At 61.7% G+C, this 21,985-nt stretch carries 19 protein-coding genes and 1 other RNA gene; 18 read left to right on the top strand and 2 right to left on the bottom strand.

The window, feature by feature from the left end:
• Positions 1 to 86 precede the first annotated feature (86 nt).
• Together NMA58_RS13475 and NMA58_RS13470 are read right to left on the bottom strand one after the other, a co-directional pair.
• Positions 87 to 722 carry a LysE family translocator gene (locus NMA58_RS13475; protein WP_085778793.1) on the bottom strand — a complete coding sequence of 212 codons (636 nt, stop codon included), beginning with the start codon at positions 720 to 722 and terminating at the stop codon, positions 87 to 89.
• 58 nt (positions 723 to 780) lie between these two features.
• A complete protein-coding gene (locus NMA58_RS13470) occupies positions 781 to 1,992 on the bottom strand; it encodes a pyrophosphate--fructose-6-phosphate 1-phosphotransferase (RefSeq protein WP_434710545.1) in 1,212 nt (403 codons plus the stop codon).
• A 385-nt stretch (positions 1,993 to 2,377) separates the two neighbouring features.
• Between NMA58_RS13470 and NMA58_RS13465 the strand changes: the two genes are divergently transcribed.
• From NMA58_RS13465 to murB, 18 genes are all read left to right on the top strand, one after another.
• On the top strand, positions 2,378 to 3,085 hold the full coding sequence (locus tag NMA58_RS13465) for a J domain-containing protein (RefSeq protein WP_285191542.1): 708 nt from the start codon (positions 2,378 to 2,380) through the stop codon (positions 3,083 to 3,085).
• Entirely contained in the window at positions 3,082 to 3,843 is a 762-nt protein-coding gene (locus NMA58_RS13460; protein WP_434710543.1) for an N-acetylmuramoyl-L-alanine amidase, read from the top strand. Before NMA58_RS13465 ends, NMA58_RS13460 begins: the two co-directional genes overlap by 4 nt.
• 261 nt (positions 3,844 to 4,104) lie before the next feature.
• Positions 4,105 to 4,728 carry a lytic transglycosylase domain-containing protein gene (locus NMA58_RS13455; protein ID WP_434710541.1) on the top strand — a complete coding sequence of 208 codons (624 nt, stop codon included), beginning with the start codon at positions 4,105 to 4,107 and terminating at the stop codon, positions 4,726 to 4,728.
• 114 nt (positions 4,729 to 4,842) lie between these two features.
• The gene (locus NMA58_RS13450; protein WP_434710539.1) at positions 4,843 to 6,030 is read left to right on the top strand and encodes an NAD(P)/FAD-dependent oxidoreductase; all 1,188 of its coding nucleotides are present in this window, start codon (positions 4,843 to 4,845) and stop codon (positions 6,028 to 6,030) included.
• Between the two features lie 10 nt (positions 6,031 to 6,040).
• Entirely contained in the window at positions 6,041 to 7,216 is a 1,176-nt protein-coding gene (locus NMA58_RS13445; protein ID WP_434710537.1) for an NAD(P)/FAD-dependent oxidoreductase, read from the top strand.
• Between the two features lie 56 nt (positions 7,217 to 7,272).
• Positions 7,273 to 7,670, top strand: an RNA gene (gene rnpB, locus NMA58_RS13440) — RNase P RNA component class A.
• Between the two features lie 411 nt (positions 7,671 to 8,081).
• A complete protein-coding gene (gene mraZ, locus NMA58_RS13435) occupies positions 8,082 to 8,519 on the top strand; it encodes a division/cell wall cluster transcriptional repressor MraZ (protein WP_434710535.1) in 438 nt (145 codons plus the stop codon).
• A gap of 17 nt (positions 8,520 to 8,536) precedes the next feature.
• Complete coding sequence (gene rsmH / locus NMA58_RS13430; protein ID WP_085778785.1) at positions 8,537 to 9,562, top strand: 16S rRNA (cytosine(1402)-N(4))-methyltransferase RsmH; 1,026 nt, start codon at positions 8,537 to 8,539, stop codon at positions 9,560 to 9,562.
• 1 nt (position 9,563) lies between these two features.
• On the top strand, positions 9,564 to 10,052 hold the full coding sequence (gene ftsL, locus NMA58_RS13425; protein WP_434710533.1) for a cell division protein FtsL: 489 nt from the start codon (positions 9,564 to 9,566) through the stop codon (positions 10,050 to 10,052).
• A complete protein-coding gene (locus NMA58_RS13420; RefSeq protein ID WP_434710531.1) occupies positions 10,052 to 11,809 on the top strand; it encodes a peptidoglycan D,D-transpeptidase FtsI family protein in 1,758 nt (585 codons plus the stop codon). Before ftsL ends, NMA58_RS13420 begins: the two co-directional genes overlap by 1 nt.
• Before the next feature lie 6 nt (positions 11,810 to 11,815).
• Positions 11,816 to 13,336: a UDP-N-acetylmuramoyl-L-alanyl-D-glutamate--2,6-diaminopimelate ligase gene (locus tag NMA58_RS13415; RefSeq protein ID WP_434710529.1), complete on the top strand. Its 1,521-nt coding sequence runs from the start codon at positions 11,816 to 11,818 to the stop codon at positions 13,334 to 13,336.
• Positions 13,333 to 14,772 carry a UDP-N-acetylmuramoylalanyl-D-glutamyl-2,6-diaminopimelate--D-alanyl-D-alanine ligase gene (locus NMA58_RS13410; RefSeq protein WP_434710527.1) on the top strand — a complete coding sequence of 480 codons (1,440 nt, stop codon included), beginning with the start codon at positions 13,333 to 13,335 and terminating at the stop codon, positions 14,770 to 14,772. Before NMA58_RS13415 ends, NMA58_RS13410 begins: the two co-directional genes overlap by 4 nt.
• 22 nt (positions 14,773 to 14,794) lie before the next feature.
• Complete coding sequence (mraY, locus tag NMA58_RS13405) at positions 14,795 to 15,895, top strand: phospho-N-acetylmuramoyl-pentapeptide-transferase (protein ID WP_085778781.1); 1,101 nt, start codon at positions 14,795 to 14,797, stop codon at positions 15,893 to 15,895.
• Positions 15,896 to 15,902: 7 nt separating this feature from the next.
• Complete coding sequence (gene murD, locus NMA58_RS13400; protein ID WP_434710525.1) at positions 15,903 to 17,315, top strand: UDP-N-acetylmuramoyl-L-alanine--D-glutamate ligase; 1,413 nt, start codon at positions 15,903 to 15,905, stop codon at positions 17,313 to 17,315.
• A 1-nt stretch (position 17,316) separates the two neighbouring features.
• Positions 17,317 to 18,471 (top strand): putative lipid II flippase FtsW, encoded by a 1,155-nt coding sequence (gene ftsW / locus NMA58_RS13395; protein WP_085778779.1) that lies wholly within the window; start codon positions 17,317 to 17,319, stop codon positions 18,469 to 18,471.
• Positions 18,472 to 18,476: 5 nt separating this feature from the next.
• Positions 18,477 to 19,601: an undecaprenyldiphospho-muramoylpentapeptide beta-N-acetylglucosaminyltransferase gene (gene murG, locus NMA58_RS13390; RefSeq protein WP_434710523.1), complete on the top strand. Its 1,125-nt coding sequence runs from the start codon at positions 18,477 to 18,479 to the stop codon at positions 19,599 to 19,601.
• A complete protein-coding gene (gene murC, locus NMA58_RS13385) occupies positions 19,598 to 21,013 on the top strand; it encodes a UDP-N-acetylmuramate--L-alanine ligase (RefSeq protein ID WP_097597959.1) in 1,416 nt (471 codons plus the stop codon). The genes murG and murC overlap by 4 nt, the downstream gene beginning before the upstream one ends.
• Positions 21,010 to 21,984, top strand: coding sequence for a UDP-N-acetylmuramate dehydrogenase (gene murB, locus NMA58_RS13380; protein ID WP_064810823.1), 975 nt, complete (start codon positions 21,010 to 21,012; stop codon positions 21,982 to 21,984). Before murC ends, murB begins: the two co-directional genes overlap by 4 nt.
• Position 21,985: the final 1 nt, after the last annotated feature.

The following is a 21,985-nucleotide window of genomic DNA, read 5'->3' as shown; positions in this document are numbered from 1 at the left end:
TTAAACCCGATGACCCCATTAACCTATTCGTTGCATTCCGGCAACCACGGAATATTTCTAAGCTGCAATAGCGCGATACCTGGATTTTAAGCCGCAATACGGCGATACCCAGCCGTGACGGCGCCTGCAGCGATCAGCAGGGTGCCGCCGGTGCGGTTCACGGCGCGCTGAACGCTCGCCTTGCGAATCAGTCCGCGAGCGGAATGGGCCAGAAAAGCGTAGGTGGCGGCGTTGAGGATCGCCAGCACCAGGAAGGTCGCTTCCATGATCGTCATCTGCCCGAAGAAGGGCAGGGCCGGGTTGAGGAACTGCGGCACGAAGGCGACGAAGAAGACGATACTCTTCGGATTGAGGGCGGTGACGATATAGGCGTGGAGGAAGATCTTAAGCGACTTTTCCTCCGGCAGATTGTCGTTGTCGGCGACCGGCTCGCCAATCACCGGAGCCCGCCAGAGCTTGATTCCCAGCCATATCAGGTAAGCGCCGCCGATCCACTTCAAGAGGGTGAAGAGGGCGGCGGAGGTGGCGAGCACCGCGCCGAGACCGAAGAGGGACGCGGTCATTGCGGTGAAGTCGCCAAGCGCCACGCCGCTCACCGTCGCAAAGGCCGTCCGGCGGCCATGACCGAGCGCATAGGAGACGACGAGCAGTATCGTCGGTCCCGGTATGGCCAGCATGATGGCGGATGCGGCAGCAAAAGCGAGCCAGGCTTCAAGCGACATGGAATCTCCTCCTATTCCGTCGGGAACAAGCAAAGACACCATATTAACCGTCCGTCAATCATGCTTCTTTGTATTTCTGGCCTATATTGTCCATGACTTCGGCAAACCATGCCGTCGACAGGTCAAAAGCTTTGCCACCTTTGATGCGGGGAAATTCTATAGTGCGCAACTTACCGTTCTGCGCTTCGTCATGGCCGGTGACGCCGGAGACCTTATTGAGCGCGCTTTCGACAGCGAGATCGACCATGCTCTGGATCAGCCTGAGGTCGTCGGCATTGGCCGGGGCCGATCGAGCGAAATAGCCCGATTTCTGCACCAGCGAACGCTCTGCGTTCAGCAAGTTGGCGAATTGTTTCTGGAACCAGGCGCCGACATTGATCGTGTCGATCTTCACGTGGCCGAAAGCGTCACGCTTGACGGTCTCACCCGCAGCTTCGCGCTCGGCGACGATGGCGTCGAGGCAGGCGCCTTCCGAGACGAAGACGGTGGCATGGCCGGTGCGGTCCATGATGTTCTTCAGGCGGTCGGCCTCGGCGTCGAGGTCGAAGGCCATTTCGGGCAGATAAACGGCGTCGATGCTCTTCAGATGCGCGTCCATCATCAGGCCGTCGACATATTGGTTGCGGCTGGTGCGCTGAAGATAGGCATGGGCGGTGGCTGCCGTCAGCCAGCCGCAATGGCGCCCCATCACCTCATGGATGACGAGCGTGCGCGGCGCGGCCGTCTGCTCGTTGCTGACATTGTCGAAGAAATGCGCGCCGACTTCGGCGGCCGTCCAGGCGCCGAGCGACTGGCGGATGGGGACGACATCGTTGTCGACCGTCTTCGGCAGGCCGACGACCGTCAGGTCGTAGCCGTTGGCGGCGAGGTAGGCGGCAAGGTCGGCGGCGGTGGTATTGGTGTCGTCGCCCCCGATCGTGTGGAGAATGGTAATGCCGTCATCGGCAAGACGCTCGGCGGCGACCCTCAGCGGGTTCTCGCCTTCCTTGACAAGGCCTCGCTTGACGCAGTCGGCGGCATTGGTGAGCTTGACGCGGCTATTGCCGATCGGTGAGCCGCCATAGCGGTGCAGCAGCGGCGCCGTTTCCCGCATTTGACTGGTGATCTCGATGCGGTCACCGAGCAACACGCCCTGATAACCGGACTTATAGGCGACGATGTCGATTTCGGGCGCGACGTCGCTGTAGCGTTCGATGAGGCCGCCAACTGCGGAGGAAAGACAGGGCGCCAGGCCTCCGGCGGTCAGCATTGCGACTTTCTGTTTGGCCATGATCCCTCCTATGGTGTTCAGTGCGGCAGCGTTAGCTAGCGCATGGATGCGGCAGGGAAAGGGCTCTGTAAAGTAAAGAATTTACGAAAAAAGCGGCTTTTTGCGGGGTTGAACGGCGAAGGTGGCGCTAAGTATCGATATAATCGTTTCAAGCCCGCTTTGCTTGTCGGGAACTGTTTGTGAAAATCGGCGGCTAAGTATCGAATGGGATTGTGCGGGCACTCTCTTACGGCAGATCCGGCGAAAGCGACCGGCTTGCTGCGATGCAATAATTACCGAATTGTGAAAACTGTTTTCGAACCTACGACCAATCGTCGCCTTGCAAAGGCTCAGATTCTTTGGTCAAGCTGATTGCTCATACTTGACAAGCGTGCGAGAGATTTCGATGTCCTTCTGGGAAAAACTGTTGAATGCCATTGGCAATACCGCGGGCAATGCGCTTTCCGCGGTCGTCGAGGCGATCCGAACGGTTTTCGAAGGTGATCCCGAAACTCGGCGCAAAGTGGCGTTTTCCGTTGCGATCATTGCGCTTTCGGCCAAGATGGCCAAGGCCGACGGCGTCGTCAGCGAGAAAGAGGTCGAGGCCTTCCGCGAGATCTTCGAATTTCCCGAAGATCAGGCCAAGAATGTTGCCAGGCTCTATAATCTCGCACGCCAGGATGTCGCCGGCTACGAAGCTTATGCCGAGCGGCTTTCGACGCTCTGCGTTACCTGCGCGGCCAATTGCCCGGTGCTGGAAGACGTGCTTGACGGCCTGTTCCACATTGCCAAGGCCGATGGGCTGATTCACGAGAAGGAGCTGAATTTCCTCAGCCATATCGCCGAGATCTTCCAGATGAGCGAGACTCGTTTCGAGCAGATCGCCGCTCGCCACGTCTCGTCCGGCGGCGATCCCTACAAGGTGCTCGGCGTGTCGCCTTCCGACGATTTTCCGACGATCCGCCGCCGTTACCGCGGCCTCGTCAGCGAGCACCACCCAGATCGACTGATCTCGCGGGGGGTGCCGAAGGAGTTTCATTTGATCGCCAATGAGCGCATGGCGGCGCTGAACGCAGCCTATGCGGCGATCGAGAAGGAACGCCGCGCCGCATGACCTCTTTCGAGGCCGATTACCGAGGCGCTTACGTGCGGCCGTCTCCTAACCACGGCGAGCGGGCGGACGGGCGGCGTCCCGATATGATCCTACTGCACTATACGGGTATGCCGACGGCCGATGGTGCGCTCGACTGGCTCTGTCGGGACGAGAGCCAGGTTTCCAGCCATTATTTCGTGCACGAGAATGGCGAGGTGATTCAGCTCGTGCCGGAGGCGCGGCGCGCCTGGCACGCGGGCAAGAGCAGCTGGCACGGCGAGAGTGATATTAATTCGCTGTCGATCGGGATCGAAATCGCCAATGCGGGTCATCCCGGCGGCCTTCCCGACTATCCAAAGGAGCAGATCGCAGCAGTCATCGAATTGTGTCGCGACTGTGTCAAACGTTGGTCGATTGCGCCGGAAAGAGTGCTCGGGCATTCCGATGTCGCACCGATTCGCAAGGTCGATCCGGGCGAAAAATTCCCCTGGGCCGAGCTTCATCGGGCGGGTGTGGGCCATTGGGTCGAGCCAGCGCCGATCACCGGTGGGCGTTTCTTTCAGCGCGGCGACGCCGGTCAGCCGGTGGAGGCGCTGCAGTCGATGCTGTCGCTCTATGGTTACGGCACTGAAATCACGGGCGAATTCTGCCAAAAGACGGCCGGCGACGTCGAAGCCTTCCAGCGACATTTCCGGCCCGAACGGGTGGACGGGATCGCCGATTTCTCGACAATCGACACGCTGCACCGGCTGCTGTCGGCGCTACCGCGTTACTCCTGATTCTCGGCAATTGCTGAAACGCGAAATTTCGCATTGCAGCGCGAAATTCGGCCTGCCACATCATTTCCCTATTATCTCCTCATTGCGATGGTCTAAGAACGTCCGCCAAGCGGTGCTCGGGGTTGTTTTTCGAGTTAAACCACGGGCGATATGTGAAACGATAAGAATTACCGTGAATCCCGATCGGTCCTTGATCTGGTATTCATTATGACAGCGAGGCGCGCGTCCGGAAATTCTTTGGGTCGGAGTGTTCAAGACTACATGAGAAAACTGATTGTTGTTGCTGCAACATGCGTTGGCATGGTGCTGGCGGGAAATAGCTTTGCGTTTGCGAATGATTGGGGTGTGCGAGCCGATGCGCCGGTGAAGAAAGTCGAGCGTCCTTCGAAGAAGGCAGAGCGTCCGTTGAAGAAAGCGGAACGTTCGGTCAAGCCGGCGAAGCGTCCGCTCACGACGGCGGAACGCCCGCTGAAGACGGTCGAGCGCCAGAGCGGTTATCCCGTCGCCAATGTTTCCGGCAATTCCTATTCCGCGCTGATCAGCAAATATGCGAACCAATATGCTGTACCGGTTGCGCTTGCGACCGCGGTCATCCGCGTCGAAAGCAATTTCAATCCGAATGCACGCGGCAGCCACGGTGAAATCGGCCTGATGCAGATAAAGCCTGCAACGGCCCGCATGATGGGTTATTCCGGCAGCGCCAAGGGCCTGTTCGATCCGGAAACCAACATCAAGTACGGCATGAAATATCTGGCTGCTGCTCATGATCTCGGTGGTGGAGAGACCTGCAACACCATCCTCAAGTATAATGCCGGCCACGGCGCAACGCGCATGAACCCGGTCTCGAAGACCTATTGCGGTAAGGTCCTGGCAATGCTCGACTGAGCCGCCGAGCGGACCGGAGGAAAATCCTCCGCCGCTGTTTGCGATATGAATCGGCACGCGCGCCATGATATCTCAGCTCGAAACGAGGTGGGCCACCTCGAGATGAGGTGAGATATGGCAGTCGATTTCAGGTTCGTCGTCATCGGGCGCGGCATGATGGGGGCGGCGGCGGCACGGCACCTCTCCTCCATGGCCGACGGCATCGCGCTGATCGGCCCGCCGGAGCCCGAGGAGCGCAAGGTCCATCACGGCGTCTTTGCCAGCCATTATGACGAAGCACGCATTACCCGCACCTTCGACGGCAATCTTGCCTGGGGAACCTTCGCCGCGCGGGCGCTCGGGCGCTACCGCGACATCGAGGCGAAAAGCGGCATTTCCTTCTTTTCAGAAGTCGGCTGCCTTTTTGCCGGTCCTCCACCCAAGGACGAGCAGGACTTTCTTCCGAGGGCGCTGACCGTCAGCGGGACGCTCGGCAGCGATATCGAGATCGTCGCGCCGGCGGAGCTCGGGCAGCGTTTTCCCTATCTTACCGTCGATCCTGATTTCAGTGGGTATTTCGAGCGCAAGCGCGCCGGGCACATCAATCCGCGGGCCCTAGTGTGCGCGCAAGCCAAGCTTGCCGAGGAGGGCGGCGTCTCGCTGATCGACGCGACCGTGACATCGGTGCGCGATACAGGCTTCCATGTCGAGGTGACGGCCGGCGACAGAAGCTACAGCGCCGAGCGCGTGTTGGTCGCGGCCGGGGCTTTCAGCAATTTCCATGCCCTGCTGCCGCGTCCCGTCGATTTGAGAGTGATGGCGCGCACCGTTGTCTTCTACGAAATCGGCGAGCGCGAGATGGCGGTTTTCGGCGACATGCCGTCGACCATCGTGCTTGGCGACCGGGAGGAGGACCACATCTATATCCTGCCGCCGGTGCGTTATCCCGACGGCAAGACCTATCTGAAGCTTGGCGGCGATACCGAAGCGCTTTCCTTCAGCCGGCTGGAAGAGGCCGGCACGTGGTTCCGTTCCGACGGCAGTGTGGCCGAGCGCGATCATCTCTCGCGCATCGCCCTGCAACTGATGCCGGAGCTTGCCGGCTGTCCGGCCACGTCGGCTCCGTGCGTGGCGAATTTCACGCCGACCGGTTATCCCTACGTCGGCTTCACGCCGTCGCCGCGGGTCGCAGTGCTGACCGGCGGCAATTTCGTCGCGGCCAAATCCTCCGATGAACTCGGGCGTCTCGGCGCCGTTCTTCTCAGGGAAGGGCGGCTCGGGGATGAGGATTTCGGCCGCGAGCTGACGCCAGTCTTCACTTGAGAGGAATATCATGGCAGTCGATTTCAAATATATCGTCGTCGGCCGCGGGCTGATGGGAGCGGCTGCCGCGCGGCATCTGGCGCGGCAGACGGATGGTGTCGCGGTGATCGGCCCGGACGAGCCTGGTGATCGCAAGGTGCATCAAGGCGTTTTCGCCAGCCATTACGACGAGGGGCGCATTACCCGCACCATCGATCCCGACCGCAACTGGGCGCTGCTCGCGAATCGCTCGATCGGTCGCTACCGGGAGATCGCGAACGAGAGCGGCATCGACTTCTATCGGGAGGCCGGCTGCGTCGTCGTCGCGCCTGATGGAAGCGATTATCTTGAAAGGACTCGGCAGGCCGCCGTTTCGCTCGGCGTCGAGACCAGGCTTCTGGACGTGGGCGGATTGAAGACTTCATTTCCCTTCTTTGCCTTTCCCGCCGGCAGTGCAGGTGTGTTCGAGGCGAGGGGCGCCGGACATATCAGTCCGCGCAAACTGGTGAATGCGCAATCACTGCTGGCAGAAAGGGCAGGCGCGAGTGTCATCCGGGATCATGTGGTCTCGATCCGCGAGGAGGGCGGGCTGGCGACCGTCAAGACTGCCGGAGGCCTCACCTATCGCGGTGAAAAGGTGCTGCTGGCGGCGGGCGGATTTTCCATTGCCGAGAATCTGTTGCCGCGGTCTGTTGCCATGACGGTTTATGGCCGAACCATAACGCTGTTCGAGGTCGGCGAGGCTGATGCGCTCAGCCTTGCGGCGATGCCGTCGCTCATTCTCGACGTGCCCGGCATCCATATCTATCTGCTGCCGCCGATCCGTTATCCCGATGGTAAGCTCTACCTGAAGATCGGCGGCGATCCCGACGATCTGATCTTACACAACGACATCGAGATGCGGGCCTGGTTCAGGACCGAAGGGCGCGAGGGCGTGCGCTCGCATCTGCAGCGCATCGTCGCCGACCTCGTGCCTGATATGACGCCGCTGTCGATTTCGACGGCCGCCTGCGTCGTCTCGTTTACGGAAAGCAGCTATCCGATGATCGGCTATACCTCTTCGCCCAGGATTGCGGTGCTGACGGGCTGCGCCGGCACCTCGGCCAAGAGTTCGGACGAAATCGGCAGGCTCGGCGCGGAGCTGCTTTTGTCAGGCAGAATCAACGAACAGGGCTACTCCACGGATTTCACACCTAATTTCCGTTAAGCCTGTCCCCTATATTTCAGTAGCAATTACGGGCTCTCTCGTTTATGGGAGCCCTGCCAGTTGGCCGGGCAGCCGCGCTTTACCAATGCCGAAAGGCGGTAAGGTGAGGAAAGTCCGGGCTCCACGGAAACACGGTGCCGGATAACGTCCGGCGAGGGCGACCTCAGGGAAAGTGCCACAGAAAGCAAACCGCCTGTCATGACAGGTAAGGGTGAAAGGGTGGGGTAAGAGCCCACCGCATCTCCGGCAACGGATATGGCACGGTAAACCCCACCGGGAGCAAGACCGAATAGGGATGACGCGGCGGGCCGAAAGGCTCTCCGGCCGGTTTCCAGGCCAGTCATCCGGGTGGGTTGCGTGAGGCAGCGTGCGAGCGCTGCCCCAGAGGAATGGCTGCCACGTTCCGGTTCACGCCGGAGCCATACAGAACCCGGCTTACAGGCCAACTGGCGATTAACATCCGTGCTACGGCAGGGCCGGGATTTCACCCTAAGCTGCTGAAACCAGCTGTTTTCAAACCAATATTAATGCACGTTATGGCTGTTTGCTTGTGTCACGCTACCATTGCGGGCCATGCTGAAAATGACGCCGCTAACCCTTTGTTAAACTTAACAGCTTATAAATGTTTGATCATGCGTCCGTTGCAAAACGGGCGTATCCCATTGACGCCCATATGGTCCCATGCTATCCCAAATGCGCACTGCATCAGGGCAATCATTTGCCCATTCATCGCAAAGCAAAGGCGTCTTCCTTTCCGGATGCGTCGGGTGGGATTTGGCTCATCCGGCTTGCGAAGCTGTGCCTGATATTGGGACTTTCGGGCGTCTTTTTGTCCGGCTCCCTGCGGAAACGGATGTTTCGAGTCATGAGCCGCTTCCTTTCGAACGCGACCAACAGGATCGACGCCAAGGGCAGGGTTTCCGTGCCTTCGGCATTCCGTTCCGTGCTGGCGCGGCGCAACGTCCAGGAGCTCTACTGTTTCCAGGACTTTGTGTTTCCGGCGATCAGCGTCGGCGGCCCGGATCTTCTCGAAAGATTCGAGCGGCAGATTGCTGCGGAAGATCCGTTTTCGCCGGACGCGAACGCGATGTCGCTTCTGATCCACGGAGGCGGGGTCTTCATGAAGCTCGATGCCGAGGGGCGGCTAATGGTCACGGATTTCATCCGCGACTTCACCGGCGTCTCGGACGAAGTGACCTTCGTCGGTCGGGCGGATCATTTTCAGCTCTGGCAGCCGCAGGTATTCTTGGCTGCGCAGGCGCAGGCACGAGGGGAGCGCAAGCTGGCGGGCAAGCGTTCCTGAAGGAACGAGGGAACGGAATGGTGACGAATCCTGGCGGAGGTTCAGCTGATGCCGGTGGCGGACCGGTTCGTCACATTCCTGTTCTTCTCAATGAAGTCCTCGCGGCGCTCTCGCCCGCACCCGGCAAGCTGATTCTCGACGGTACATTCGGCGCGGGTGGTTATAGCGCGGCCATTCTTGCGGCCGGCGCCGAGGTGATCGCGCTCGATCGCGATCCCAGTGCAATTGCCGCAGGCCAGGCCATGGTTGCCGCCCATGCCGGTCGTCTCACGCTCATTCACTCGCAGTTCTCGAATCTCGCCGATCATGCGCCGCGGGGCGGGCTCGACGGCGTCGTGCTCGATATCGGGGTCTCTTCCATGCAGATCGATGAGCCCGAGCGCGGCTTCTCCTTCCAGAAGAGCGGGCCGCTCGACATGCGCATGTCGGCAACAGGTGTTTCGGCCGCCGATGTCGTCAATCGCGCCAAGGTCGCGGATCTGATCCGCATCTTCCATTTTCTCGGTGAGGAAAACCAGGCGCCGCGAATCGCACATGCGATTGAGAAGCGGCGCGAGGAAAAGCCCTTCGAAACGACCCGCGATCTTGCCGGCCTCATCGAGCTGGTCACCCCGCGCAAGATGAAGGACAAGATCCATCCCGCGACGCGCGTCTTCCAGGCCTTGCGCATTTTCGTCAATGACGAGCTCGGGGAGCTGGCGCAGGCATTGTTTGCGGCGGAACGAGCTCTGAAGCCCGGCGGCCGGCTCGTCGTCGTGACCTTTCATTCGCTTGAAGACCGCATCGTCAAGAAATTCTTCTCCGACCGCGCCGGCAAGGCGACGGGCTCGCGGCACCTGCCGGCCGCACATGAGCGGGCGGCGACCTTCACGGCGATCGGCAAGCCCATGGTTTCGGCGAGCGAGGCGGAGGCCGAAGCCAATCCGCGCGCCCGCTCCGCCAAGCTGCGCGCAGGCCTGCGGACGGAGGCGGCCGCCGAGGCGGCGGATATGTCGCTCTTCGGGTTTCCCAATCTTGCCTCTCTCGGAAAGCTCGGAGGTTGATATGCTGAAAACGTTCGATCTCGTGCTCATCGGCGTCATGACGGCGACTGCCGCCGTCACCTACACGATCAAGCATCGCGCCGAATTGAAGCTCGAGGAGGTTCATCGCCTCGAAGCCGAGATCAAACTCGAGAAGGACACGATCGATCTTCTCAAGGCCGATTGGGCGCTGCAATCGCAGCCGAACCGGCTGGAGCGGCTGGTCAACGCCTACAATGCGGAATTGCAGCTGCAGCCGACGGATTCGACGGCGCTCGTGCATGCGAAGGAGCTGCCGATGCTGAAATCCGAGGTTCCGGTACCCGACGTAACGGAGGCCAAAGCCGGTGCCAAGGGTGCGACCGTGGCCAGCGCCAAAGGCGCGACCGGCAAATCGCAGCCCCCGCCGATGCCCGTGCCACGCGGCGCGGCACAGCAGCGCGACGCTGTCGAGCAGCGTGGTGTGGTGGCGGATGAAGCAGACGAGATCGAAACGGGGTCGGTGGAATAATGTCGTTTCTTTCCCGCATCATGGTCCTGAAGAGCCAGGCGCATTTCTCCGCCGGCGTCTATAACCGCTTCGGCGGCCCTTCTGCCGGCGTGGCCATCGAGGGGTCGCGCAAGAAGAAGACGGGGCAGGCAAAAAGCCGCGTAGGGCTGCTGATCCTTGGCTTCATGGGTGTCTATGTCGTCATCGGTGGCCGTCTGGTCGAATATGCCATGAAGGATCAGGAGGTCGTCTCCAGCATCCTGCCGCCCGACCGGCTGATGGCCTCGCGGCCCGACATTCTCGATCGCAACGGCGAGGTGCTGGCGACCGACATCCGAACGGTCTCGCTGTTTGCCGAGCCGAACAAGATCGTTGACGTCGACGAGGCGGTGGAGAAGCTTGCAACTGTTCTGCCGGAGCTCGACGTCCAGGACACCTACAAGAAGCTTTCCGTCAAGAGCTCGCATTTCGCCTGGCTGCGCCGGCAGCTGACGCCGAAGCAGCAGAGCCAGATCCTGGCGCTCGGCATTCCCGGCATCGGCTTCCGGCCGGAGAAGCGCCGCTTCTATCCCGGCGGCTCGACCGCGGCGCACATCCTCGGCTATGTCAACATCGACAACCGCGGAGTGGCCGGCATGGAGAAGTTTATCGACGACCAAGGGCTCGCCGATCTCGCCTCGGTCGGGATGACGAGCGACCAGCCGCTGGAGCCGGTGCGGCTGTCGATCGACCTGCGCGTGCAGAACATCGTTCGCGATGCGGTTGTCAACGCCGTCAACAATTTCCAGTCCAAGGGGGCCGGCGCGGCTGTTATCGACGTGCACACCGGGGAAGTGCTCGGCATGGCATCGGCCCCCGACTTCGATCCGAACAATCCGCAGGAGGGCGCCAAGGAAGGCTGGCTCAACCGGATGACGAACGGCACCTTCGAAATGGGGTCGACGTTCAAGACCTTCTCGCTGGCGATGGCGCTCGACAGCGGCAAGGTGAAGATGTCGGACACATTCGACGCCAGCAAGCCGATCTATATCGGCGGTTTCACCATCCATGACTTTCACGGGCAGCGCCGCTGGCTGACTGTTCCCGAAATCTTCCAGTATTCCTCGAACATCGGCACGGCGCGCGTGATCGATCTCGTCGGCATCGACTCGCAGAAGGATTATCTGACCAAACTCGGCCTGTTGACGAAGATGCAGACCGAGTTGCCGGAAGTGAAGATGCCGAGCCAGCCGCGTGTCTGGAAGAAAATCAATTCGATCACGATTTCCTTCGGTCACGGTGTTTCGACGACCGCGCTGCAGACGGGCGTGGCGGCGGCTGCTCTGGTGAACGGCGGCAAACTGATCGAGCCGACATTCCTGCCGCGCACCCGCGAAGAGGCCGATCAGATCGCCAAGCAGGTGCTCAAGAAGTCGACCAGCGACGAAGTGCGCTACCTTCTGGATTTCAATGGCTACAAGGGGTCGGGGCGCGTCGCCCGCGTGCCGGGCTTTGCCGTCGGCAGCAAGACCGGTACGGCGGACAAGGTGGTGAACGGGCGTTATTCCTCGACGCTCAACTTCAACTCCTTCATCTCCGCCTTCCCGATCGATAATCCCCAATATGTCGTCATCACCTTCTGCGACGAGCCGAAAACAGGCGAAAAGCAATATGGTGGAACGATCTCCGCCGGTACTGCCGGCCCGATCGCTCGTGAGATCATCCGCCGCGCGGCTCCCATTCTCGGCATCGAGCCGAAATTTGGGGAGGGCGGTTCGGCCTTGCTGGTGTCTTATTGAGTGTGAATGAATACCGACGCCGATTCGCGAGGGGTGAACCGGCTTCAAGAGAGAAAAGTGCGTTCGATGAAATTGCGAGACCTGGCCGGAGATCAGTTTCCGGAACTTGAAGCACAGCTCGAAGGCCCGGCAGGCTTGCTTGATATCTCAGGCCTGTCTTCGGATAGCCGCAAGGTGGAACCGGGCATTGCTTTTGTCGCCGTCGCCGGCACCAAGGCGGATGGCGCGGGCTTCATCGCGGATGCCGCCGGCCGCGGGGCCGCCGTCGCGATCACCTCCCAGGCTGTCGATGCTCCCATCCCGGTGCTTGCGGTCAAAGAACCGCGCCGCTTTCTTTCCATCGCCGCCGCCCGCTTTTACGGCAGGCAGCCTGAAACCATGGTCGCCGTCACCGGCACGGCAGGCAAGACTTCGGTAGCCTCTTTTACCCGCCAGATCTGGGCACATGCCGGTCATGCAGCCGCGATGATCGGCACAACAGGTGTCGTTTCGCCGACGCGCAATGAATATGGCGCGCTGACGACGCCGGATCCGGTGTCGTTGCACAAACTACTGGCCGAGCTCGCCGACGAGGGTGTTACGCATGCCTCGATGGAGGCTTCCAGTCACGGCCTCGACCAGTGCCGTCTCGACGGTGCCAGGCTCGCCGCCGCAGCCTTCACCAATCTCGGCCGCGATCACATGGATTATCATCCCACGATCGAGGCCTACATGGCCGCCAAGATGCGGCTGTTCGATACGCTGCTGCCCAAGGGTGCGCCGGCGGTCGTCTTCGCGGACGATGCGTGGTCGGCGCAGGCCGTCAAGGTGGCTGCCGATGCCGGTCATGACGTCCGCACCGTCGGGCGCAAGGGTCAATATCTGTCACTGAAACGCGTCGAGCATTTCCGCCACAAGCAGACGGCCGAGATCCATATCGGTGACGAGATCTTCGAGGTGGATATTCCACTGGCCGGCGATTTCCAGGTCGCCAATGCGCTGGTCGCGGCGGGCCTTGCCATGTCCACTGGGGTCGAGCCGAAGGTCGCGATGGCGGCGCTTGAAAAACTGGTCGGCGCGTCCGGCCGCCTCGAACTGGTCGGCCATACCAAAGATGGCGCACTCGCTTATGTCGATTATGCCCACAAGCCGGATGCGTTGGAAAATGTGCTGAATTCGGTGAGGCCCTTCACCACCGGCCGCGTCATCGTCGTCTTCGGCTGCGGCGGCGACCGCGACCGCGGCAAGCGGCCGATCATGGGTGAAATCGCCTGCCGCCTTGCCGATGTCGTGATCGTCACCGACGATAATCCGCGTTCGGAGGAGCCGGCTGCGATCCGGGCCGAGATCATGGCGGCAGCAGGTTGCGCCTCCGAGATCGGCGATCGCGCCACGGCTATCCGTGAGGCGGTTGGCATGCTGAAATCCGGCGATACGCTGATCGTCGCCGGCAAGGGGCACGAGGAAGGGCAGACGATCGGGAGCGTCACACTGCCGTTCTCCGATCATGCGGAGGTGCGCAAGGCCTTGGAGGAACTGAAATCTTGAGCTGGCTCTGGACGACCGAGGACATGATTGCAGCAATGGCGGGGCGCCCTTTCGGCACTTTGCCCGAAGGCATCACCGGCATTTCCATCGACAGCCGCTCCATTACATCAGGCGAAGCGTTCTTCGCCATCAAGGGTGACCGTGTCGACGGTCACGACTATGCATCGATGGCGATGGCGAACGGCGCTTCCCTTCTCGTCGTCAGCGAGGCGAGGCTTCCTGCCCTCGGCCGCCTGACGGTACCGATGATCGTCGTCGACGACGTGCTGGCGGCACTCGGGCGTCTGGGGCAGGCTTCTCGCGAGCGCTCGCGGGCAAAGATCATCGCCGTCACCGGTTCCGTCGGCAAGACGACCACCAAGGAGATGCTGCGGCACGTGCTGTCGCCATCGGGCAAGGTGCACGCCTCCGTCGCTTCCTTCAACAATCACTGGGGCGTGCCGCTGACACTGGCGCGGATGCCTGATGACACGGATTACGGCGTCTTCGAAGTCGGAATGAATCATCCCGGCGAGATCCGACCGCTGGTGGCCATGATCCGTCCCGATGTCGCCGTCATCACGACGATCGCACCGGCGCATCTCGGCAATTTCAAGAGCATAAAGGAGATCGCTGCCGCGAAAGCAGAGATCTTCGAGGGGCTCGAGCCCGGCGGCCATGTTGTGCTCAACCGGGACAATGACCAGTTCAATTTCCTCGATCGAACGGCGCAGTCGCTCGGCATCGAGCATATTCATTCCTTCGGCCAGCATGCCAAGGCGGAATTCCGGCTCGCGGAATTCAACGGTGCGGACGAGAATTCGACACTATGGCTGACGATCGGCGGGGAGACGCTGGAGGTGGCGATCGGTGCGCCGGGCCGCCATATCGCCGAAAATGCGCTCGCTGCCCTCGGTGTCGTCACGATGGTCGGCGCCGATCTGGACAAGGCGATTGCGGCACTTGCGACGCTGAAGCCGGAAAAGGGCAGGGGCAAACGCCACCGGCTGTCGATCGGCGGCGGTAACGGCAGCTTCACCCTGATCGACGAGAGCTACAATGCCAATCCCGCCTCTATGCGCGCGGCGATCGCGTTGCTCGCAGCTGCCGAGCCGACTGGGCGCGGACGTCGTATCGCCGTGCTTGGAGACATGCTCGAGATGGGCGAGTATGCCGAAAAGGTCCACAGCGATCTTGCCGGACCGCTGCTTGCGGCCGGCATCGAACATGTCTGGCTCGCAGGCGCCGAAATGGCTGCGCTGAAGGAATCACTGCCGGAAAGCGTCCACGTCCAGTATTGCGAAAAGACGGACGAAATGACGGACTATGTCTTGAATTCGGTCGCACCGGGCGACGTGTTGATGGTGAAATCGTCTCTGGGCATTGGTTTCGGCAAGATCGTCGCCGCGCTCCTTGACAAGTTCCCGGCATTTGCCGACACGCAACGCGAACTTTGATCGGGTAAACAAGGGGCCCTGAATGCTGATCTGGCTTGTCGAACTGTCGGAATATTTCAAATTTCTGAATCTGTTCAGATATATCACTTTCCGCACAGGGGCCGCTCTCTTCACCTCCGCATTGATCGTCTTCCTGTTTGGGCCGACGATCATCAATTCGCTGCGCATCCGCCAGGGCAAGGGCCAACCGATCCGCGCCGACGGGCCGCAGACGCATTTCAAGAAGGCCGGAACGCCGACCATGGGCGGGCTGATGATCCTGGCCGGCATCGTCGGCGCGTCGCTGCTCTGGGCCGATCTTTCCAACGTCTACGTCGTCGCGACATTGCTGGTGACGCTGGGCTTCGGCGCAATCGGCTTCTATGACGATTATCTCAAGGTGACCAAGCAGAGTCACAAGGGCTTCTCCGGCAAGGCGCGCCTCGGCATCGAGTTCGTCATTGCCGGTATCGCGGTCTATTTCATGATGCGCACGGCCCTTGCCTCCGGGGCGGCGGGCTCGACCTTTGGCTCTTCAATCGCCTTTCCATTCTTCAAGGACTTCCTGATCAATCTCGGCATCATGTTCGTCGTCTTCGGCGGATTCGTTATCGTCGGTGCCGGCAATGCAGTGAACCTGACTGACGGCCTCGATGGTCTCGCCATCGTGCCTGTGATGATCGCCGCCGCCTCTTTCGGCGTCATCGCCTATCTCGCCGGCAACGTCGTGTTTGCGAACTACCTGCAGATCAATTTCGTGCCTGGCACCGGCGAGCTTGCCGTCGTGCTCGGCGCCGTCATCGGCGCCGGCCTCGGCTTCCTTTGGTTCAACGCGCCTCCCGCCGCCATCTTCATGGGCGATACGGGCTCGCTTGCGCTCGGCGGCACCATCGGCACCGTTGCCGTCGCCACCAAACATGAGATCGTCATGGCAATCATCGGCGGTCTTTTCGTCATGGAGACGCTGTCGGTCATCATCCAGGTGGGCTTTTTCAAGATGACCGGCCGGCGCGTCTTCCTAATGGCGCCGATCCATCATCACTTCGAGAAGAAGGGCTGGACCGAGAGCCAGGTGGTGATCCGCTTCTGGATCATTGCCGTCGGCCTCGCTCTGCTCGGCCTCTCGACGCTGAAACTCCGGTGAGGCGGCGATGATCCCGGTCACGACGCTCAAGGACAAGAAGGTCGCGCTCTTCGGGCTCGGCGGCTCCGGTTTTGCCACTGCCCGCGCGCTGGTCGCCGGCGGCGCCGAGGTGACGGCCTGGGACGACAATCCCGACAGCGTCGCCAAGGCCTCGGCGGAAGGCATCCGGACGGAGGATCTGCACAATATCGACTGGGGTCAGCAGGCGCTGTTCGTGCTGTCGCCCGGCGTGCCGCTCACCCATCCGAAGCCGCACTGGACAGTGGACCTTGCGCGGGCGGCCGGCGTCGACATCGTCGGCGACGTCGAGCTCTTCGTGCGCGAGCGCCGCGCCCATGCGCCGGATTGCCCCTTCATCGCCATAACAGGCACCAACGGCAAATCGACGACGACGGCGCTGATCGCCCACATACTGAAATCCGCCGGCTACGACACCCAGCTCGGCGGCAATATCGGCACGGCGGTGCTGACGCTCGATCCGCCGAAGGCGGGACGTTATTACGTCGTCGAATGCTCTTCCTACCAGATCGATCTGGCGCCGACGCTGAACCCTTCCGCGGGCATCCTGCTCAATCTGACGCCCGATCATCTCGACCGTCACGGCACGATGCAGCACTACGCCGACGTCAAGGAACGCCTGGTTGCGGGCAGCGATGTCGCGATTGTTGGCATCGACGACAGCCATTCGGCATTGATCGCGGACCGCATCGAGCGGGCTAATGTCAAAGTGGTCCGCATCTCGCGCCGGAGTGTGGTGGCTGACGGTATTTATGCCGAGGGCACCAAGCTCGTTCAGGCCGCTGGCGGCGCCATGCTGCCTTTCACCGATCTCGACGGCATCCAGACGCTGCGTGGCAGCCACAATGCGCAGAATGCCGCCGCGGCGGTTGCCGCCTGCCTTGCCATCGGGGTTTCCCACGACGCCATCCGCGCCGGCCTTGCCTCCTTCCCCGGCCTTAAGCATCGCATGCAGCCTGTGGGCAAACGAGGCCGCGTCGTCTTCGTCAACGATTCGAAGGCGACGAATGCCGATGCGGCCGCACCGGCGCTTTCAAGCTACGATCGCATCTACTGGATTGCCGGCGGCTTGCCGAAGGCAGGCGGCATCACGACGCTGGCGCCCTATTTCCCGCGCATCGCCAAGGCCTATCTGATCGGCGAGGCGGCGGCGGAGTTCGCTGCCACCCTCGGCGAGGCCGTGCCCTACGAAATCTCCGGCACGCTGGAGCGCGCAGTCGTACATGCGGCGGCCGATGCGGAGCGCGACGAAGCTGCTGCTTCCGCCGTGATGCTATCCCCGGCTTGCGCAAGCTTCGACCAGTATAAGAATTTCGAAGTCAGGGGCGATGCCTTCGTCAGCCATGTGGCCGCCCTTGACGGAATGACGATGCTGATCGATCCGGCAATAGGAGAGAAATGACATGGTAAGCCGCGCGGAACGTGGGCCTCTGGCCGATTGGTTCTGGACCATCGACCGCTTCTTCCTGGCGATGTTCATCTTCCTGATGGGCATCGGCTTCATGCTGTCGTTTGCGGCATCTCCAGCTGTTGCCGAGCGCATCGGGCTCGAACCCTTCCACTTCGTCAAGCGTCATGCGGCCTTCATGATCCCCTCGATCGCCGTCATGCTTGGGCTGTCCTTCCTGACGCCGCGCCAGGTGCGGCGAACCGCAATCCTGCTTTTGATCATCTCGCTTGCGATGATGGTACTGGTGCTGTTCGTCGGGCAGGAGGTCAAGGGCGGCAGGCGCTGGATCTGGATCGCCGGCCTTTCGATCCAGCCGTCGGAATTCATGAAGCCCGCTTTCGTCGTCGTCTGCGCCTGGCTGTTTGCCGAGCATGCGCGTCAGCCTGAAATCCCCGGCAATCTCTTTGCCATTATCTTGTTCGGCATTGTCGCCGCGCTGCTCGTTGCGCAGCCCGACCTCGGCCAGACCATCCTGACGACCGCCGTCTGGGGTGGCATGTTCTTCATGGCCGGCATGCCGTGGATCTGGATCATGTTGCTCGGTATCGGCGGCGCCGGCGGTCTGCTCGGCGCCTACTACGTCTTTCCGCACGTTGCGCTGCGCATAGACAAGTTCATGACCGGCGAGGGCGACACGTTCCAGATCGACACGGCCCGTGAGGCGATCATCCGCGGCAGCTGGTTTGGTCAGGGACCGGGCGAGGGCATCGTGAAGCGCATCATCCCGGACGCGCATACCGACTTTATCTTCTCCGTCGCTGCCGAGGAATTCGGCATCGTCTTCTGCATGGCGCTCGTCGCGCTGTTTTCCGTGCTGGTGCTGCGCGGCCTGTCGCATGCCTATCGCGAGCGCAACGATTTCAACCGCTTCGCCGTCGCCGGTCTCGTGCTGCAGATGGGCATCCAGTCGATCATCAACATCGGCGTCAACCTCGAGCTGCTGCCGGCAAAGGGCATGACGCTGCCGCTTATCTCCTACGGCGGCTCGTCCATGGTGGCGATCTGCGTCACCGCTGGCTTTATTCTGGCGCTGACGCGCCATCGCCCGGAAAAACGTGCGCAGGACCGGAGCCTCTTCCGCGTCCCGCACGGAATGCCCGCGGAGTAGAGGTCATGAGCAAAGGCATCGTGCTGCTTGCCGCCGGGGGGACCGGCGGCCACGTGTTCCCGGCGGAGGCGCTGGCCTTTAAGCTGAAGGAGCGTGGTTATTCGGTGCATCTCGTCACCGACAGCCGAGCGGAACGTTATGCCGGCAAGTTCCCGGCCGAGCAGATCCATGTCGTGCCGTCGGCGACGATCGGCTCGAGGAACCCGGTCGCCGTCGCCCGCTCGCTGTGGACGCTGTGGGGCGGCATGCGAGCGGCCAAAAGGCTGATCCAGCGACTGAAGCCGGTGATTGTCGTCGGCTTCGGCGGTTACCCAACCGTGCCTCCGCTGCTGGCCGCCACGCGGCTCGGCGTTGCCTCGATGCTGCATGAGCAGAATGCGGTCATGGGCCGGGCAAACAAGGCGCTGGCTCCGCGCGTCAAGGCGATTGCCGGCGGCTTTCTGCCGGAAAGCGGCGATGCTTTTTCCGAGAAGACGGTTGCAACAGGCAATCCCGTGCGCCCGGCGATCCTTGCCGCAGCCGAGCAGCCCTACCTGCCCTCGCATCCCGGCGAGCCGTTCAACCTTGTGGTCTTCGGCGGCAGCCAGGGCGCGCAGTATTTTTCCAAGGCCATGCCGACGGCGATCAGCCTGCTCGACGACGGCCTGCGCGCACGGCTCAGGGTGACTCAGCAAGTGCGCCCTGAGGATATGGAGATGGTCAGCGGCTGCGTCGCCAAGCTGGAGATGGGAGCCGAAATCGCGCCATTTTTCAACGATATGGCGGAACGCCTTGCCCGGGCACATCTGGTGATCTGCCGCTCCGGCGCCTCCACGGTCTCGGAAATCTCCGTCATCGGACGCCCGGCCATTCTGGTGCCTTATCCGCATGCGCTCGACCATGATCAGGCGGCAAACGCCGCCGCGCTGGCTGCGACTGGCGGAGCGAAGGTGATCCCTCAGTCGGAGCTTTCGCCTGAACGCATCGCCTCTATACTGAGCCATGTGATGAACGATCCGGACAAGCTTTCGCACATGGCGGCGGCGGCCAAGCTCGCCGGAAAACCGGATGCGGCGAACTTGCTTGCCGACATGGTTGAGGCTATTGCCGCCGGCAAGACAGTCTCGGAATTCAAGAGGACACGCGCATGAAACTGCCGAAGGCGATCGGTCTCGTCCATTTCATCGGCATTGGCGGCATCGGCATGAGCGGCATTGCCGAAGTGCTGCACAATCTCGGCCACAAGGTGCAGGGATCGGATCAATCAGACAGCGCCAATGTGCAGCGCCTGCGCGACAAAGGCATTGAGGTCTTCGTCGGCCATCGCGCCGAAAATCTGGGCGATGCCGAAGTCGTCGTCGTTTCGACGGCGATCAAGAAGAGCAATCCGGAACTCATCGCCGCGCGTGAAAAGCTGCTGCCGGTGGTGCGCCGCGCCGAAATGCTTGCCGAGCTGATGCGCTTCCGCAATGCGATCGCCATCGGCGGCACGCACGGCAAGACGACGACCACCTCGCTGGTCGCCACCCTGCTCGAGGCTGGCGGGCTCGATCCGACAGTCATCAATGGCGGCATCATCAACGCCTACGGCACCAATGCCCGCATGGGCGAGGGCGAGTGGATGGTGGTCGAGGCCGACGAATCCGACGGCACCTTCCTGAAGCTGCCGGCCGATGTCGCCGTCATCACCAATATCGATCCCGAACATCTCGACCATTACGGCAGTTTCGACGCCGTGCGCGCCGCCTTCCGGCAGTTCGTCGAAAACGTGCCGTTCTACGGCTTCGGCGTCATGTGCCTTGATCATCCCGAGGTGCAGTCGCTGGTCGGCCGGATCGAGGACCGCAAAATCATCACCTATGGCGAGAACCCGCAGGCCGACGTGCGTTTCAAGAATGTGCGCATCGACGGCACGCGCTCGATTTTCGACGTCGAGATCCGCCGCCGCCGCACCGGCCAGAGGACCGAGCTCAAGGGGCTGGTCATGCCCATGCCCGGCCGCCACAATATATCGAACGCCACGGCGGCGATCGCGGTCGCCAACCGGCTCGGCATATCGAGCGAGGCTATCGCCAAGGGGCTTGCCTCCTTCGGCGGCGTCAAGCGCCGCTTCACGCTGACCGGCGAATGGAACGGCGTGCAGATCTTCGACGATTACGGCCACCATCCAGTCGAGATCAAGGCGGTGCTGAAGGCGGCCCGCGAGGCCTGCAAGGGGCGCATCGTCGCCGTCCATCAGCCGCACCGTTACACGCGTCTCGCGAGTCTGTTCGAGGAATTCGCCGCCTGCTTCAACGACGCCGACAGCATCTTCCTTGCGCCCGTTTATGCGGCGGGCGAGGATGCGATCGAAGGTATCGACTCGATATCGCTCGTCTCGCGCATCAAATCCGGCGGCCATCGCGACGCCCGCTTCCTCGCTTCGGCGGAGCTTCTGCCGCAAATGGTTGCGGAGGTTGCAAAGCCTGGCGATTTCGTGGTTCTGTTGGGGGCTGGGAGCATCACATCATGGGCAGCAGCACTGCCCAAGCAACTGGAAGGCCTATCGGGAAAGTCCGCATGAAACAGGTGAATGGGGAAAAGCTTCTCGCGTCTCTCGGAGACGGTGTAAAGGATATCCGCGGCCGTATCACGCCGGATGCCCCCATGGATCGCGTCACCTGGTTCAGGGCCGGGGGTCTGGCCGAACTGATGTTCCAGCCGCATGACGTCGACGATCTCATTGCCTTCCTGAAGATATTGCCGGAAGAGGTGCCGCTGACGGTGGTCGGCGTTGGCTCCAATATCCTGGTGCGCGACGGCGGCATTCCCGGCGTGGTGCTGCGCCTGTCGGCCAAGGGCTTCGGCTTCGTCGAACTGGCCGGTGAAAACCGCATCCTTGCCGGCGCCATCTGCCCGGACAAGCATGTCGCGGCGATGGCGATGGACAATGGCATCGGCGGCTTTCATTTCTTCTATGGCATACCGGGCGGCATCGGCGGCGCGGCGCGCATGAATGCCGGGGCGAACGGCGTCGAGACGCGTGAGCGGCTAATCGAGGTGAACGCCGTCGACCGCAAGGGCAACAAGCATGTGCTTTCCAATGCAGAGATGGGCTATTCCTACCGGCATTCAAAGGCACCCGCCGATCTGATCTTCACTTCGGTGCTGTTCGAGGGCTATCCGGAAGATCGCGCCCAGATTCGCGCCGAAATGGACGCTGTGCGCAATCACCGCGAGACGGTGCAGCCGGTGCGTGAGAAAACCGGCGGCTCGACCTTCAAGAACCCGCCGGGCCATTCGGCCTGGAAGCTGATCGATGAGGCAGGCTGCCGCGGCCTCGTGATCGGCGGCGCACAGATGTCGTCGCTTCACTGCAACTTCATGATCAACATGGGCCAGGCGACGGGCTACGATCTCGAATATCTCGGAGAGCAGGTGCGCCGTGAGGTCTTCGAGAAAGACGGCATCAAGCTCGAATGGGAGATCAAGCGCCTCGGCGTCTTCATGCCCGGCCGGGAAGTGCGCCCGTTCCAGGGCGTGACGAGCGAATAAG

Source organism: Rhizobium sp. YTUHZ045 (genome assembly GCF_051124255.1).
In the GTDB taxonomy this organism is placed as follows: Bacteria; Pseudomonadota; Alphaproteobacteria; order Rhizobiales; family Rhizobiaceae; genus Rhizobium.
Note: the sequence above shows the minus strand (reverse complement) of the source record. Positions and strands in the feature narration are given on the sequence as shown.

What these genes read in the sequence shown, in the direction of transcription:
- NMA58_RS13415 (WP_434710529.1), top strand. Translation starts at nt 11,816, where the DNA reads ATGAATACCGACGCCGATTCGCGAGGGGTGAACCGGCTTCAAGAGAGA.
- NMA58_RS13455 (WP_434710541.1), top strand. Translation starts at nt 4,105, where the DNA reads ATGAGAAAACTGATTGTTGTTGCTGCAACATGCGTTGGCATGGTGCTG.
- murC (WP_097597959.1), top strand. Translation starts at nt 19,598, where the DNA reads ATGAAACTGCCGAAGGCGATCGGTCTCGTCCATTTCATCGGCATTGGC.
- NMA58_RS13460 (WP_434710543.1), top strand. Translation starts at nt 3,082, where the DNA reads ATGACCTCTTTCGAGGCCGATTACCGAGGCGCTTACGTGCGGCCGTCT.
- NMA58_RS13450 (WP_434710539.1), top strand. Translation starts at nt 4,843, where the DNA reads ATGGCAGTCGATTTCAGGTTCGTCGTCATCGGGCGCGGCATGATGGGG.
- ftsW (WP_085778779.1), top strand. Translation starts at nt 17,317, where the DNA reads ATGGTAAGCCGCGCGGAACGTGGGCCTCTGGCCGATTGGTTCTGGACC.
- NMA58_RS13470 (WP_434710545.1), bottom strand. Translation starts at nt 1,992, where the DNA reads ATGGCCAAACAGAAAGTCGCAATGCTGACCGCCGGAGGCCTGGCGCCC.
- mraZ (WP_434710535.1), top strand. Translation starts at nt 8,082, where the DNA reads ATGAGCCGCTTCCTTTCGAACGCGACCAACAGGATCGACGCCAAGGGC.
- NMA58_RS13445 (WP_434710537.1), top strand. Translation starts at nt 6,041, where the DNA reads ATGGCAGTCGATTTCAAATATATCGTCGTCGGCCGCGGGCTGATGGGA.
- murB (WP_064810823.1), top strand. Translation starts at nt 21,010, where the DNA reads ATGAAACAGGTGAATGGGGAAAAGCTTCTCGCGTCTCTCGGAGACGGT.
- mraY (WP_085778781.1), top strand. Translation starts at nt 14,795, where the DNA reads ATGCTGATCTGGCTTGTCGAACTGTCGGAATATTTCAAATTTCTGAAT.
- ftsL (WP_434710533.1), top strand. Translation starts at nt 9,564, where the DNA reads ATGCTGAAAACGTTCGATCTCGTGCTCATCGGCGTCATGACGGCGACT.
- NMA58_RS13465 (WP_285191542.1), top strand. Translation starts at nt 2,378, where the DNA reads ATGTCCTTCTGGGAAAAACTGTTGAATGCCATTGGCAATACCGCGGGC.
- rsmH (WP_085778785.1), top strand. Translation starts at nt 8,537, where the DNA reads ATGGTGACGAATCCTGGCGGAGGTTCAGCTGATGCCGGTGGCGGACCG.
- murD (WP_434710525.1), top strand. Translation starts at nt 15,903, where the DNA reads ATGATCCCGGTCACGACGCTCAAGGACAAGAAGGTCGCGCTCTTCGGG.
- NMA58_RS13420 (WP_434710531.1), top strand. Translation starts at nt 10,052, where the DNA reads ATGTCGTTTCTTTCCCGCATCATGGTCCTGAAGAGCCAGGCGCATTTC.
- murG (WP_434710523.1), top strand. Translation starts at nt 18,477, where the DNA reads ATGAGCAAAGGCATCGTGCTGCTTGCCGCCGGGGGGACCGGCGGCCAC.
- NMA58_RS13475 (WP_085778793.1), bottom strand. Translation starts at nt 722, where the DNA reads ATGTCGCTTGAAGCCTGGCTCGCTTTTGCTGCCGCATCCGCCATCATG.